This is a genomic window from Pirellulales bacterium, from assembly GCA_036499395.1.
In the GTDB taxonomy this organism is placed as follows: Bacteria; Planctomycetota; Planctomycetia; order Pirellulales; family JACPPG01; genus JACPPG01.
The window spans coordinates 113,097-127,512 of the sequence record DASYDW010000077.1; the positions used below are offsets into that span (position 1 = coordinate 113,097).

The 14,416-nt window shown below is 61.0% G+C and carries 11 protein-coding genes; 4 read left to right on the plus strand and 7 right to left on the minus strand.

Annotation, left to right across the window (positions count from 1 at the left end; translation table 11 throughout):
- Window positions 1–241 precede the first annotated feature (241 nt).
- Window positions 242–2,302, plus strand: a complete 2,061-nt coding sequence (gene tkt, locus VGN12_14760) for a transketolase (protein HEY4310708.1) — start codon at window positions 242–244, stop codon at window positions 2,300–2,302.
- Between the two features lie 107 nt (window positions 2,303–2,409).
- On the opposite strand, the gene VGN12_14765 is transcribed toward tkt, so the two are convergent.
- From VGN12_14765 to VGN12_14780, 4 genes are all read right to left on the minus strand, one after another.
- Window positions 2,410–3,903 carry a GNAT family N-acetyltransferase gene (locus tag VGN12_14765; GenBank protein HEY4310709.1) on the minus strand — a complete coding sequence of 498 codons (1,494 nt, stop codon included), beginning with the start codon at window positions 3,901–3,903 and terminating at the stop codon, window positions 2,410–2,412.
- Window positions 3,904–4,076: 173 nt separating this feature from the next.
- Window positions 4,077–5,699, minus strand: coding sequence for a hypothetical protein (locus VGN12_14770; GenBank protein ID HEY4310710.1), 1,623 nt, complete (start codon window positions 5,697–5,699; stop codon window positions 4,077–4,079).
- Window positions 5,696–6,448 carry a glycosyltransferase family 2 protein gene (locus VGN12_14775; GenBank protein HEY4310711.1) on the minus strand — a complete coding sequence of 251 codons (753 nt, stop codon included), beginning with the start codon at window positions 6,446–6,448 and terminating at the stop codon, window positions 5,696–5,698. Before VGN12_14775 ends, VGN12_14770 begins: the two co-directional genes overlap by 4 nt.
- Window positions 6,449–6,726: 278 nt before the next feature.
- On the minus strand, window positions 6,727–7,524 hold the full coding sequence (locus VGN12_14780) for a Nif3-like dinuclear metal center hexameric protein (protein ID HEY4310712.1): 798 nt from the start codon (window positions 7,522–7,524) through the stop codon (window positions 6,727–6,729).
- Between the two features lie 165 nt (window positions 7,525–7,689).
- Here VGN12_14780 and VGN12_14785 point away from each other — a divergent pair, with 165 nt between their 5' ends.
- Window positions 7,690–8,475 (plus strand): sugar phosphate isomerase/epimerase family protein, encoded by a 786-nt coding sequence (locus tag VGN12_14785; GenBank protein ID HEY4310713.1) that lies wholly within the window; start codon window positions 7,690–7,692, stop codon window positions 8,473–8,475.
- 37 nt (window positions 8,476–8,512) lie between these two features.
- Here VGN12_14785 and VGN12_14790 read toward each other — a convergent pair whose 3' ends face one another.
- Window positions 8,513–8,878 carry a cupin domain-containing protein gene (locus VGN12_14790; GenBank protein ID HEY4310714.1) on the minus strand — a complete coding sequence of 122 codons (366 nt, stop codon included), beginning with the start codon at window positions 8,876–8,878 and terminating at the stop codon, window positions 8,513–8,515.
- 65 nt (window positions 8,879–8,943) lie between these two features.
- Entirely contained in the window at window positions 8,944–9,522 is a 579-nt protein-coding gene (locus VGN12_14795) for an RsmD family RNA methyltransferase (protein ID HEY4310715.1), read from the minus strand.
- 201 nt (window positions 9,523–9,723) lie between these two features.
- Here VGN12_14795 and VGN12_14800 point away from each other — a divergent pair, with 201 nt between their 5' ends.
- Entirely contained in the window at window positions 9,724–10,851 is a 1,128-nt protein-coding gene (locus VGN12_14800) for a peptidylprolyl isomerase (GenBank protein HEY4310716.1), read from the plus strand.
- Between the two features lie 46 nt (window positions 10,852–10,897).
- Here VGN12_14800 and VGN12_14805 read toward each other — a convergent pair whose 3' ends face one another.
- Window positions 10,898–12,013, minus strand: coding sequence for an aminopeptidase (locus tag VGN12_14805; protein ID HEY4310717.1), 1,116 nt, complete (start codon window positions 12,011–12,013; stop codon window positions 10,898–10,900).
- A gap of 341 nt (window positions 12,014–12,354) precedes the next feature.
- Here VGN12_14805 and VGN12_14810 point away from each other — a divergent pair, with 341 nt between their 5' ends.
- Window positions 12,355–14,400: a hypothetical protein gene (locus tag VGN12_14810; protein HEY4310718.1), complete on the plus strand. Its 2,046-nt coding sequence runs from the start codon at window positions 12,355–12,357 to the stop codon at window positions 14,398–14,400.
- Window positions 14,401–14,416: the final 16 nt, after the last annotated feature.

Below are 14,416 nucleotides of genomic sequence, written 5' to 3' on the forward strand. Positions count from 1 at the left end.
AAGGGGAACGCTAGCGACACGCCTGGATGCCGCCAATTGACGCATCCGGCGCGGCCCCCTAGACTCAGCAAGGTTCTGCTGACCGCCCGAGTGCGGGAAGCGGATCGGGTTCTACGCGCCCGGTAGCGGCGCGACATGGAATCGTGCCGATGGCTGCGTGATCGCGCGCGAGCCGGGCACGCCTGTGACGCATCGCCCGCCTTGGCGCGTCCTCGATTACTCCTACCCCCAGCAAGCAATCATGGCTACGACCTCTACGAGCATTGAGCAGCTCTCGATCAATACCATCCGCACATTGGCCATGGACGCCGTGCAAGCAGCCAACTCCGGGCATCCTGGTACGCCCATGGCGCTCGCACCCGTGGCGTACACGATTTGGAACCGAGTCCTGCGCTACGATCCCGAGCATCCGCTCTGGCCCGGCCGCGACCGGTTCATTTTGTCGTGTGGACACGCCTCGATGTTGCTTTACGCGACCTTGCATTTGGCGGGAGTCAAGCAGGTCGACGCCAAAGGCAAGCCGACGGGCGAGCTGGCAGTGCCGCTAGATCAGATCAAACTGTTTCGCCAATTGCACAGCCGCTGCCCTGGCCATCCCGAGCATGGCATGACCACAGGCGTGGAAACGACAACGGGCCCCCTGGGCCAGGGTATCGCCAATAGCGTCGGCTTCGCGATTGCGCAACGTTGGCTGGCCGCGCATTTCAACAGGCCGGGCTTTGAGTTGTTCGACTATCGCACGTACGTCCTGTGCAGCGATGGCGACATGATGGAAGGCATCAGCTCCGAAGCAGCCTCGATCGCCGGGCATCTCAAGCTCTCGAACCTGTGCTGGGTCTACGACGATAATCAAATCACGATCGAAGGGCACACCTCGCTAGCCTTCAGCGAAGACGTCGGCCGACGCTTCGAGGGATACGGATGGCGCGTGATCCACATCGCAGACGCCAATGACCTGGATGCACTCACGGCGGCGTTGGAAACAGTCGAACAAACGACTGATGCGCCGTCCCTGATCATCGTCCGCAGCCATATCGGTTACGGCGCGCCGCACAAGCAAGACTCGCATTCCGCCCACGGCAGCCCGCTAGGCGAGGACGAGATTCGACTCACCAAGGAATTCTACGGCTGGCCGGCGGACGCCAAGTTCGTCGTGCCTGACGAGGTCCGCGCGGATTTCGCAGCGCAGGTCGGCAAGCGAGGCAAGGAACTGTTCGCCGACTGGCAGCGACGCTTCGACGAGTACGCCAAGAAATTCCCCGAGCTGGCCACCCAGTGGCGTCAGATGGAAGCCCGTGAATTGCCGGCAGATTGGGAAGCGGGGTTGCCAATCTTTCCTGCTGATCCGAAGGGGTTGGCGACTCGCGTCTCCGGCGGCAAGGTGTTGAACGGCGTAGCAGTGAAGATTCCCTGGTTGCTGGGGGGCGCCGCGGACTTGGCTCCCTCGACGATGACCATGTTGGAATTCGACTGCGCCGGCGCGTTCTCGGATACAACAAGCGGACGCAACATGCACTTCGGCATTCGCGAGCACGGCATGGCATCGGCCGCTAATGGCATGGCGCTGTCTAACCTGCGACCGTATGTCTCGACATTTCTGGTGTTCAGCGATTACTTGCGCCCGACACTGCGGTTGGCCGCGATCATGGAGCTGCCCGTCATCCACGTTTACACGCACGACTCGATTGGCGTTGGCGAAGATGGCCCCACGCATCAGCCGGTCGAACACTATGCCGCACTGCGGGCGATCCCCCGATTGCTCGTGTTCCGGCCTGGTGACGCCAACGAAGTGAGCGAGACGTATCGTACGGTTCTGAAGCAGACGCACCGCCCCTCAGCGCTTTGCCTGACGCGGCAAAATTTGCCGACGCTCGATCGGACAAAATTCGCTGCGGCCTCGGGTGTGGCGCAAGGGGGATACATCCTGGCCGACGCACCAGGTGGAAAACCTGACGTCATCTTGTTGGCAACCGGCAGTGAATTGCAGTTGGTCGTTGCGGCCCACGAAAAGCTTTCAGCAGCGGGCGTTAAATCGCGTGTTGTGAGCCTTCCCTGCTTCGAGCTATTCGACGAGCAGCCCGAGGTCTATCGCAACAGCGTGTTGCCCCCTGAGGTCACGGCCCGCGTGGCGGTCGAGGCAGGTATTGTCTTCGGCTGGGAACGGTACCTGGGCCTGTCAGGACGCTTTGTCGGCATGCACGACTACGGCGCCAGCGCGCCGGCCGGCCTGCTCTTCAAGGAATTCGGCATCACTGCCGATCACGTCGTGGCCGAGGCGCAGTCACTGGTGGGCAAGAAATAGCGCTGCTATCACAACAGCGCTCCAACCACGACGTCACAGTCCGCTTTCTGGCGTCCGGATGGCCCTTCTGACGTCGGGAGACTTTCCGCCGAGATCATCCAACAGCGTCAGGTGGACATCTCGTCCAGCGGAGGACGCCACGAGGGCAACCGCGGGAAGAGTACCCGCGCCATCTCGGCAGCCAATTGCGTCGACGCTCGCAAGCGTCCCTCGGCCATGGCCTCGTTGACGTCGAGGTGCCCGAGCAGCAGTCGCGTGACATTTGCACCGTCGCAGGCCAGGTAACTGCGCCCGATACGGTGCCGGCCCAGCTTGACGCTGCGGCGCGAAATCACCAGGCGATACTTTTCGCCATCCAATACCAATCCCAACTCGCAAGGCCGGGTTAATTTGGCGGCATCGGCGCGGGCGTGCATTTCCGGGCAGAGTTGCTTCAAGAACCCAATCGGATTCATCAGCTTGGCCATATAGACTTCGCCCTGCTCCGATTCCGAGCAGTGCAAAGTCCCCCCCGCGATGCGGAAGATTTCCATCAGCGGGTCGTCCGGCGGAGCGTGCAACGTGACCATGTTATAGTCGCGCTCGATCGCTTCGCTGCAAGCGCGGGCCAATAATTCTCGCGCCACATGCCGATGCGTACGTGCCGCGGCCAACTCGAGCACGCGATCTTCGCTGGTAATCAAGTAACCGACGAGCTTGGTCGGGTCGTCTTCCAGTTCGAAGTTATCGTGACCGTCGACGGCAACGTAGACGCGCTCGAAACCTTTGCGACTGATTAACCACCGCCAATAAGCCTCGGTGCGTTCGAAGTGCCCGGCCCGGCCGGCGGTCATTTCCTGATAGAGCCTCATCAGGGCGGGCAGTTCTACCTGCCGCCACGGACGGATGCTGACCGAGGCTTCGCCCGGCACCAGCCCACGCGCCGAGAGCTGCGCGAGCAGATCCCGGCAGCCGGCCTGCGCATGACTGTGCCGCCCGCACAGGGCCCAGCCATAACGGCGGAAAAGATGGGGCACACGCGTCTTAAGAACCCCCAGCACCGCCCCTTCGCGGCGCATCGTCTCGTCTGCGGCCCGAACTAGCCGCCCGGCGTAACCCGATTCGCGAAACTCCGGCAACGTGCCCAGCCACGACAGGCAATCGGTCGGCAGGCTAAGCGAGCCGAACTGCGTCACGCGCTTCGTCATCAGGACGTGGGCCACGACCTGGTCGCTGCGCTTGATAAGTAGCCGATCGCGCGGTTCATAAAAGGGATCGTCGAGCGAGCCATAAAAAGCATCGCGTGTCGGCCCCTGAAAGACTTCGGTCAGCAGGTGGTGTACGACCGGATGGTCACCGGCACAACCGATTGCTAACTGGCCGGTGGGCTCACGATCGGTACGAACGTCGCCAGACAACCGGGCGCGGGACCCGAGCCCGGCCTTACGAGCCGCCAGCTTTGCCCTACCCTCGGATAATTTCAGGACGCGAGCGGTCGCACCGCCGTTTTGCGCGGTTCTCCCGCCGACGGAACCAGTATCACGGCCGACGGAACCAGTATCACGGCCGGCGGCACCAGTATCACGGCCGGCGGCACCAGTCCCTTTGACGACACGAACCAAGGAGGCAACCTCCTTAGTCTGCCGAGAGACAGCCTGATTTGCGGCTGATTTTTGTGTTTCGATCGAATCCGTTCCGCGGCCCCTGAGCCGCGCGCCCGCGATAGCTGAAGTCGCTGCGCACATTTGCGAAAATCCTTTCCGCTCCAAAGTCTTCGATCCGTCTTGACAGTAGCTTAGAGAGTTGTCCCTCGGAATGCCAGCAAAAAATCCCGCAAACTATCTGCCGGATAGAGACAAAATCCGTACTCGCGCGACGTCAACACCGCCGCAGTGCGCTGTTCGCGCAGCGCATCCGTGCGCCGGCGCATCAGCTCGCGGCGCCGTGGCTCAACCCACGCCTGCAGCGCCTCGTTGGCCGCGCGGATCGCATGACAGCGCTCGCGACCATTCTCGCGTGTCTGCTCCGTGGCCAGCCAACGTGCCTTTAAATCCAGCCAATGCGCGATATCCACAGGCGCGGATGTCCAGTCGTGCAAGTCCGCGATGCATTTCTCGGGGTGATAATCCAGGTCACGCAGATCCTGATCGATGCGCCGGACGTCACCAGGCGCCCGCTGGACGGCTGCTGCCAAATGGAAAGTCGCAGAAATCACCAGATAATTCGGCGGCGAAATCCCGAAAAATCCGTGGATCAGCTCGTCCGTCAGTTGGTCGTATTTCGCCCCGCCGATGCCGTGGATAAACAAATCCGAAAGCACCAGCCGCGCGAATAGGGTCGTGACCAGTGCTCTGCTCCGCAACTTGATGCCGCGTTCGCGCAAGCTGGCGAGCACGTCAACAGCACGCGTCGCATCGCCGTCAGGTGCGAGCGGCAATTCAAATTCAACACGTCGCCGATCCGTGAGCGTCATGCCGCTGCTGTGGCGGCGCACGAACAATCGGCGCCGCCGTGGCGTCGAAGAACTCCACAACCAAAACGGAGCCTCGATCAATTCACCGTCGGTGGCCAAATTCGGAACCGGATGGTTGGCGCTGCGGACTCGATTGACGCGCCGATACGTTTCGACGGCGCTGTTGTAAGCGTCGCGCAGGCGCGGCAGGTTGGCAAGCAAATGCGCTGTGAACCAGTGAAAGGCCTCGAGCGCGCAAACCTGGCTCTGCGGCAGTTCGAGCGTGTGGAGCCCCCATTCCTCCTCGAGCACGTGTCGTGACTGCGCCAGGCATTCGCCCAAGTTGCGCGTCGCCGCGGCGCGCTCCAGTGCCATCGGCCAATAATGCCGCATCAGCGGTTCTGGCACGATGCCTTGCAACTGCTTACAGGTCCGTGTGCCGAAACTGGCGAACATACCACGGTCTTCGATCTCGCGCTCTTCGAACGGAATTTCATCGGCCGTGCTGTCGAAAGCGATCGAATCGACGAACGGCTCGTCGAGCGATCCGCCAGGCACGCGCAGCGAAACGTGCTTGATCGTGTCGCTATCGATTACCAGATTGACGGCCGTGGCCTGCTGCTCACGAGCCAAACGGCTGAGCGCGAAATTCTTGTACCAGACGCCCGGATGAAACAATTCCGGCTGATGCCCCGCCAAGAACAGACGCTCACTCGCGCACGGTTCACCGACGTTCCGGTAGGTAGCCGTGTAGCTTCTGGCAAGCTTGACCAACTCGCGCCGCCCGAACTCGGCCAGGTCGTGCAACGAACGCCCTTGCACATCGTATTGCGCGGCCTTGCGATGCGCAACGTTCGCCGTGACCAGTTGCGGTACTTGCGCAACTGCCGGATCGACTAGCACAGAGCCATGCCCGCGCGGAGCACGCAAACGACGATAGGCGAGCGGATTCAGGCCGTCAGTCATCCCGCGCGCTCATTACAAAGTGAGCGCGCATGCGGGGTTGTCGCGCGTGGCTCGGCCGTGCGGGCCATCGCCCGCTGAAGAATCGTGTTGTAATGTGCCAGCCGCGTATCGGCATCGTCCAAGGCGCCCCCGAACGATCGGGCCAGGTCGAGATAAATCAGCGGCACAGCCAACTCTTTGACACGAAAGCCTTGATGAGCCGCCTGTACCCATAGTTCGAGCGGCATGGCATAGCCGTCGTCGGTGATATCAAGTTCTGGCAGCCGGCAAACGCGATAGGCTTTGAATCCGCAGAAGGCGTCGGTCAATTGCAGGCCCAGCAGCTCATTGATCCGCGCTGTCAGCAGTTCGTTGATCCGCCGCCGATCGGCCGGCGGCTGGCTTTCGCCCGTTAATGGCGCCAGATACCGGCTGCCCGAGACGATATCCCAATCCGAACACTCGGCAAAGAACTGCGGAATCATCCGCGGCTGATGCTGGCCATCGCAATCGATCGTGACCAGCACGTCGTAGTTGTTCTGTACGGCAAAATCAAAGGCCGATCGTAACGCGGCGCCGTAACCACGATTCTTGGCATGGGTCACGAGGTGGATCCCCGGCTCGGCGGCCAGCAACTCGGCCGTGCCATCGGTCGAGCCGTCGTTCACAACCAGAATATTGTCGCTATATCGACGAACTTCCGCCAAGACAGGGCCGACATGCTTGGCTTCGTTATAGACGGGCAGCGCGGTCAGGTATCGATGCGACATGGGCGTCTCCGCTGGGTGAAAAGCAAGGATCCCGCCACGGCCCTCGCAAAGCTGACCGCAATTCTAGGTGGGACAGGGATCAAGTCAACGCGGCAAGAGATGCCCCCGGGTTACGGCGCAGCACGACCGTTTAGGAGGCAAGTTCATTGCGGTTCGACGTGGCGAAAACCGCAAGCGAAACCCATGAATTCGACGACAGGCAGCCAATCGACTGGCCGAGGGGACACGTCGTCGGGACGCTCCCCGGAAATTCAACAACATGAAGGTGGAGACCGTCGCTAGCTCCAAGTCAATGGATCGCGCTCGTCGACGCTAGCCCAGACATAAGCGGCGGGAAACTCGCGCCCCAGCAGACCCGCCAAGAACTCGACGGCGAATCGTTCGCTGGCGTAGTGCCCCACGAGAATCATCGCCATACCCATCGCCTCGGCTTCGAGCGCGGTGTGAAAGCGGGTCTCGCCGGTCACGAAGCACTCGCATTCCGCACGCCGCGCATCGGCCAGTAATTCGCCCGCGCTGCCGCAGGCGACGGCAATCTTCGTGACAGGCGATTGAGCATCGCCCACCAACTGCACTCTTTCGACGCCCAGAAATGCCTTCAGGCGTTCGGCCACCTTGGACAATGGCACAGCTTGCGGAAAACGTCCCCAGCGCCCCGCCCCCAAGCGACGGCCATCGACATCTTCCAGTCGCGTCGTCAAAGGCTCGATATCGTTCAGATCGAGCCCCGCAGCCAGACGCTGATTAATTCCTTCCGGCGCCGAGTCGAACGCCGTGTGAGGACTGAAAATCGAGATCCCCGCTCGCGCCAACGTCCATAGCGATCGGCCATCCGCGGTATCGGTCGTAATCCGTTTGAGTGCCGTAAAGGGCAGCGGATGATGTACCACAATCAGGTCCGCGTTGTGCTTGACCGCTTCGGCCGCCGTGGCGCCGGTCACCGTCAGGCACGTCATGATGCGGGCCACAGGAAGCTGTCGATCACCCAGCAGTAGCCCAACATTATCCCAAGGCTCGGCCAAGCGCAATGGGGCGAAGGCGTCCAGAAATCGAGCAATGTCGTCGACAGTGACCATGACCGTGCCCGCGCCTTGCCGCGTCCTGAATTCCCGTTTGATTTCGGACCTCACACCGCAAGCATAGCGTAGATGGCGTGCGCACGCCCTCATGTCGCTCAGCCTGGGTGGCTTGGAGGCGGGCGACAGGCCGTTAGAATCAGCACAGACACCAGGAGTCACTAGATGCCGCCGCTTCCGATCGCCATTCAATTGCGCAGCCTGCGTTTGCCAGTCCGGCGCGCTTTGGAGGCCGCGTCGCGCCTGGGCGTCGCGGCCGTCGAGATTGATGCCCGTACTGAACTTCGCCCCCACGAACTCTCGCAAACGGGCCGTCGCGAATTTCGAAAGTTGCTGGAGAATCTGAACCTGCGGGTCGCCGCGATCGGTTTTTATACCCGCCGCGGCTACAACGTCGCCGACGACCTCGAACGGCGGGTGACGGCCACGAAAGACGCTATGCGGCTGGCCCAGGAATTAGGTAGCGCGGTGGTCGTAAATCAGGTTGGTCAGGTGCCGGAAAATACCGAGGCGACGGATTGGCCAACAATGCTCGAGGCGCTCACTGACATTGGCTCATTCGGCAATCGGATCGGCGCCACGCTGGCGGCCGAAACTGGCAGTGAGAGCGGTGACGATCTCGCGCGGCTGGTCGCGGCGCTGCCCGACGGCGCGTTGGGGATCACCTTTAACCCAGGCAACCTGATTATCAACGGTTTTTCGCCGAGCGATGCGCTCACGGCACTCGGACGCAACGTGATCTTCGTACACGCGAAAGACGGAGTGCGCGACCGCGCTCGTGGCCGCGGTGATGAAGTGCCGCTGGGGCGCGGTTCGGCCGATTTTCCCGCGCTACTCGGCACCCTCGAAGATTTCGCCTACCGCGGCTACCTGTGCATCGAGCGCGAACGAGCCCAGGATCCTATCTTCGAAATTGGTCAGGCCGTCGAGTATCTGGCGAGCCTGTGCTGAGAATTCACGGCAGCTCGCCGATGCAACGACGCGCCGATTAACTTTGCAGCAGCACGGTGTCCTCGTGCTGGTAGCCCGGCGCACAGCAGCAGAGAAACCGCAGCAGGTGATCACCGCTGTTAACGATTTGATGGACACTGCCAGGAGGAATTGCGATGGCGTCACCGGGACCGACTGGACGCATCTCTTCGCCGATGCGCATCGTGCCCGTTCCGGTCAGAATGTAATAAATCTCTTCGGTGTGCGGATGATAATGAGGCGTCGTCGCCATGCCTGGCCCCAAACGAGCCTCGGCCAGGCTTTGCTTTACGATGCACGAATTGCGATCGGCCAACAGTTCGCGAATCTCCGAACCGTCCTTGGTCGTAAAGGCAGGAACTTCGTCGATATTGCGAATGTCCATAGCAATGATTGGGAGTTGAGGAAACGTTGTTTTGGAATCCTGCAGTTCAGATGCACCGCGAGGAACTACGTTCGAAAGATGCCAACGTGCGCCGGGGGATAATGACGCACATTCCAGGTGTCTGGTGAAGGGAGCGTACCAAAGTCGAAGCGCTGGTCGGCCTCGACGACGAAGGTGCTTCCGGCCGGAGCGGCTTGCAGCAGCCGGGACAGCATCTGCAGCATCTCTTCATTGCGCTCGACGTAAAAGTCGTAGGGGGGAGAACAAAATACGACCCATGGTTGCGTTCCCATCTCGGGCAAGCGCCGGGCCCAGATAAAGGTGTTTCCGGCCACGACCTCGGCCAGTTCTGAAACTGCCAATGTCGCCAGGTTATCTCGGATCACTTGCGCCGTGGGAAAATGCTGTTCGATGAACGTGGCCCGCGTTGCGCCGCGGCTAATGGCTTCTAGCCCCAGCGCACCAGTGCCGGCAAACAGGTCGATGGCATGCGTACCAGCGACGGATGGCCCGACCAGGTTAAAAACCGCCTCGCGCACGCGGTCCTTCATCGGACGGGTGCGCTGGTCGCCGGTATACATCAATCGCCGGCGCGCCAAGCGTCCCCCGATGATACGTAGCGGCGTAGCTTCGCCAGCGGGCATAGACCCTCGCGCGGCGGAGTCGCGATCTTGTCGGGGGCGGCGTTTCACAAAAAAACCTCGGGGGGACGATGGTCCTGATTGCCATCCGTGCATGTCGCGACGTATAGAAGTATGGTAGGTTGTCCACTTTCCCGGTGGAAGCACCGCGCCCGCAGGTTGCCTCGCCTTTCCCTAAGCTCCATTCTATTGAGGATTTCGCAGATGCACGTCCGAGTTTGCCCAATTCTGCTGGCGGTTTGCCTGGTCGTCGGCGGAATTACCAGCTCGCCCTGTTTGGCCCAGGCCACGAAGGCCAAGGGTCAGGATCCCCAGACCGTTTTCGAAAGTATGTTCGACGACTGGAAGAAGCTTCTGGCCGAACTTCGCAAAAATACACTGGAATACCGTGCCGCCAAGGAAGATGCTCGTCCCGCGATCATGAAAGAGCGCGAGGAGATTCTGGAACGCGGTATGGCCATGCAGCCGAAGATCATGAAGGCGGCCGAATCGGCCTTTGTCGCCGCGCCGAACAAGAACAAAGACGTCAGTGTCTTTCTCGAATCAATGATCCAGGGCGCCGAGCAGAAGGAACAATATGAAGAGGCTCTGCGCGTCGCCAATCTTTTGATCGCAAATAACTACGAAAACAAGGGGGTCTACTCCCTGGCGGGGCGGGCCGCGTTCAACTCGAATAACTTCGACGAGGCCGCCAAGGATTTCAAACTCGCCAAAGAAGCCGACGTTCTCGAGGATAATCCCGGCAAGCAGCTTCTGGCCCAGGTCCCTGAATATCAGAAGAAATGGGCGAAAGAATCGGAGCTACGGGCTGCGGAAGAAAAGGCTGACGACCTGCCTCGCGTGAAGTTAAAGACCAGCAAAGGGGACATCGTCGTCGAGCTGTTCGAGAACGAGGCGCCGAACACGGTCGCTAACTTTATTAGCCTGGTGGAGAAGGGGACCTATGACGGCACTCCCTTTCATCGCGTCCTGAAAGGATTCATGGCTCAAGGCGGCGATCCGAAGGGGGACGGCACCGGCGGTCCCGGCTACACGATTGCCTGCGAGTGCGACAAGGAGAATCATCGCGACCATTTTCGCGGTTCGCTGAGCATGGCCCATGCCGGCAAGGACACTGGCGGCTCGCAGTTCTTTCTGACTTTCGTGCCGACGCCTCACCTGGACGGACGGCACACGGTGTTCGGGCGCATTATCGAAGGGCTGGACGTACTGTCCGAGCTGCAGCGGCGCGACCCGGCCGATCCGAAGGATCCGGACAAGATCATCGAAGCGACCGTGGTTCGCAAACGCGACCACAAGTACCAGCCTGTCACAGTGGCTGACAAAAAATAGTCGCGACGAGCTTGTAACGCGTAGCGCCAAGGCGACTGCTACAGGACTACAGTCCTGCGTTCAATCCCTGCAGTTCGGCGGGGAGGAATCGTCCGTCCTTGCGCACCAGTTGGCCGTCGAACCAGATTTCGCCCCCGCCCCACTGCGGGGTTTGAATCAGCACGAGATCCCAGTGAACTCGGCTGCGATTGCCATTATCGCATTCGTCATAGGCATTGCCGGGCGTCAGGTGGATCGAGCCGCCAATTTTTTCATCGAATAGCGTGTCGAGCATCGGCCGGCGAACGAGGTTATTGCAACCGATCGACCACTCGCCGATGTAGCGCGCGCCCTCATCCGAATCGAGAATCTTGTTCAGCTTCTCGGCCTCGTTGCGACACGTGGCGCGGACGATCTTTCCTCGCTGGAACTCGAACTCGATCCCTTCGAAAACAGTCCCCTGATATCGAGACGGGGCGTTGTAGCGAATTGTCCCTTCCAAACTGTCGCGGATCGGCGCGGTGAATACCTCGCCGTCGGGAATATTTCGCTGGCCGTAGCAGGGACGCACATCAATGCCGCGAATCGAGAACCTCAAGTCCGTACCCGGCGCGACGAGCCGCACCTGATCCGTGGCTTTCATCCGCGCGACCAGCGGCTCCTGATCCTTGGCCATCTGGGCATAGTCAGCCGTGCAAACGGCGAAGTAGAAATCCTCAAACGCGGCCGTGCTCATATTCGCGGCCTGCGCCATCGCGTCGGTGGGATAGCGCAGCACGACCCACTTGGTTTTGGGGACCCGAATTTCGCTGTGGACGGGGTGCCACCAGTGCTGCTGATACAGGTCCATGCGTTCGTGGGGCACGTCCGAGAATTGACTGCTGTTGCTGGCGCCGCGAATGCCGACGTACGCGTCCATCTCTTGCATGCGCGCCGCCTCGAGCCGGCCGGCAAGACTGATATTCTCGGCGGTTGCCGTGCGATATAGCGACCGCAGCACTTCATTGTTCTTGATCGTGACCAGGGGTTGCGCGCCGCGCTCGGCCGCCAACTCGATGAGCTTGCACACCAGTTCCGGTGAAGGAAGATCAATCGCCTCGATCAAGACCTTTTCGCCCGGCCGGAGCTCGCAACTGTGATCGATGAGGATCTCCGCCAAGCGGGAAATTCGTGGGTCGTTCATGGTTTCCTGCGATAAATCTTGATCCGATTAAACCTGCGTGCGGCCTCATAATAGGCGATCCCGCCGGTAGCAACAACGCAGCCCAAGGCTCAGCTCACCGGCTGGCAGGTCCTGGTGCCGAGTCCGACAAAATCGCTACAACCGGGCCGACCGCTCGTTTGCTTTTGACGCGCGCATTTCGGCGCCCTATACGAATGTAGGAAAACATATCGCCCGGTAAGCGGCTTGGCTCCGGCGCACTGCGCCGCAGTTGCGAGCCTGTCGCGCAGGCGCGCTGTAGAAATGGCATTCTGATGGACGCGCACCCCACGCAGACAGAAACACCCTCCTCGCTTTCTTCGTTGACCCTCGCCTTGCAGCAGCGGCGCGAACGGATGCAATCGCTCTCGGCCGCGCAGCGCGAACGGCTAAGCCGCCTCGAAACGAGTATTCTCGCGCAATTGGATCGCGCCGCCCAAGCGCTCGCTGGCCAGCAGCAAGCCGTACAAGAGCGACGCGACGAATTCGAGCGTCGTACTTCGGACGAAGATAGCCGCAGTGCTGCCGTCCACGCGCGGGCGACGGAGCTTGACCTGCTGGCGCAGAATCTCGATCGCCGGGCCGCGGAATTGGCGGCGCGGGAAATCGCGATTGCCGATCGCGAGAGCGACGTGCAAAAGTCCGTCGCCGCCCCTTTGGCCGAAGTCGAGCGACGTCGCCAGACCGTCGATGCGCGCTCGGCCGAGCTTGACCGGCAAGCGGTGGACCTGAAACGGCAGGAAGCGGCCCATGCGGCCGCTTGTGAAGCGGCTTTCGCGCAGCAAGCCGACATGGAGAAACAATTCGCTCAGCGACAAGCCTTGCTCGAAGCGACAAAACAGGAGATCGACGCGGCAGCGGCCAAGCTCCTCGAGAAAGAACGAGCTGCGAAAGAAGAACGGCATGCCGCGGCCCAAGAGCAATTGCAAATCAAAAGGCAAGCGGACGAACGGCAAGCAGCACTCGCGCGCGAGGCGGCCGAGATTGCTAGCCAGCGTGAGCAATTGAACGGCGCCACCGAGCAGCATCGCCAGGCGGTGCTCTCCGCGGACCGCTTGCGTGAAGGGAAAGAGCAGGAGCTCACTCAGCTTAAAAAGCGGACCGACGAGAAACTGCAATCGCTCGAACGCGAATGGGCCATGGTCACCCACGAACGCGAGCGCACCGATGCTCAACGCCTGCATATCGCCGAGCAATTCAAACGCGACCGGACCGCCGAACGGCAAATCGCGGCCGAACGGCTCTCCGAGTTGCAAACCTTGGCCTCGCAGGGGCGCGTCGTTCAAGAGGCGCTACTGGCGGACATTCGCCAGGAATGCCAGCGTCTGAGCGAACGTTTGCTGGCCCGCGATGACGAACTATCGGCCGAGGTCAAGGCCCACGATGCGACACGCCGTGAACTCGCGGCGCTGGTCGCGCAACTCGATGGTGCCGGCAGCGGTCGCGCCGCGGCCGAATCCATGCTTGAATCGGCAAGTGCCGATGCGACGGCGCTGCGGCGGCAGCTCGCCGCGTTGGAAGCCGAGCGCGATCAATGGCGCGAACGTTGTGAAGCGCAAACTGCACTCTCGGAAAGTGGCAGCGATGCCGAACTGCGGACACATGAGCTGCTGAATCAGATGACCACCGAGCGCGACCAACTGCGGCGCAAGCTGGCCGATGCTGAAACGGCACTGGCCGAATCTGAGGCGGCGAGTGAAAACGCAGCCAGTGGCGCGGATTCGTCGGAAATGGCCGACCTGACGCAACGCTACGAGATGGCCGTCCGCGACATCCGTGAACTCAAAAAGAAGAACGAAGACTTGGAGAAGCGAACAGCTAATTCCAGGCAGGCACCCCCAGCCTTGGGAGGGCCTCTCAATTGGGAAGCGCAAAAGCGACAGTTGCTGGCAAGCCTGGAAGCGGACGAAGGGGGAGAGGACGAACCGGAACGTCACGCCGAACGATTGCGTATTGCCGATGTCGTCGAACAAACCGACTCACTATTGCGCGAGCGTGAGCAAGAAATCGAAGAACTCCGCAGCCAGTTGGAATCAGACGCAAGTAAAGCCAACCTGGTTGCCGCCTCTGACGCGGCGATCGTCGCTGGCGTGCTGGATAAGGATGAAATCCTCATTCGCGAACGAGCACGCCTGAAGGAACTCGAAACGGAGTGGGAAGGAAAGCTAAGGCAAGCCGAGATTACCATCTCGGTAGAACGAGCCCAGTTGGCCCGCGCCCAGGCCCAGTTGGCCGAGAAGCAGCGTACCTTGGAAGATCGCGATTCGGTTCACGATGCCCGCGAAGCGCAGGAAGCAGGGACTAAGCCCAAAGTGTCGCAGCGCGGTCGATGGCTGTCGCGTTTGGGTTTATCGGATGACGAGAAATAAGGTCCGTCGCTGAATA

What these genes read in the sequence shown, in the direction of transcription:
- tkt (HEY4310708.1), top strand. Translation starts at nt 242, where the DNA reads ATGGCTACGACCTCTACGAGCATTGAGCAGCTCTCGATCAATACCATC.
- VGN12_14770 (HEY4310710.1), bottom strand. Translation starts at nt 5,699, where the DNA reads ATGACTGACGGCCTGAATCCGCTCGCCTATCGTCGTTTGCGTGCTCCG.
- VGN12_14775 (HEY4310711.1), bottom strand. Translation starts at nt 6,448, where the DNA reads ATGTCGCATCGATACCTGACCGCGCTGCCCGTCTATAACGAAGCCAAG.
- VGN12_14780 (HEY4310712.1), bottom strand. Translation starts at nt 7,524, where the DNA reads ATGGTCACTGTCGACGACATTGCTCGATTTCTGGACGCCTTCGCCCCA.
- VGN12_14785 (HEY4310713.1), top strand. Translation starts at nt 7,690, where the DNA reads ATGCCGCCGCTTCCGATCGCCATTCAATTGCGCAGCCTGCGTTTGCCA.
- VGN12_14790 (HEY4310714.1), bottom strand. Translation starts at nt 8,878, where the DNA reads ATGGACATTCGCAATATCGACGAAGTTCCTGCCTTTACGACCAAGGAC.
- VGN12_14795 (HEY4310715.1), bottom strand. Translation starts at nt 9,522, where the DNA reads ATGCCCGCTGGCGAAGCTACGCCGCTACGTATCATCGGGGGACGCTTG.
- VGN12_14800 (HEY4310716.1), top strand. Translation starts at nt 9,724, where the DNA reads ATGCACGTCCGAGTTTGCCCAATTCTGCTGGCGGTTTGCCTGGTCGTC.
- VGN12_14805 (HEY4310717.1), bottom strand. Translation starts at nt 12,013, where the DNA reads ATGAACGACCCACGAATTTCCCGCTTGGCGGAGATCCTCATCGATCAC.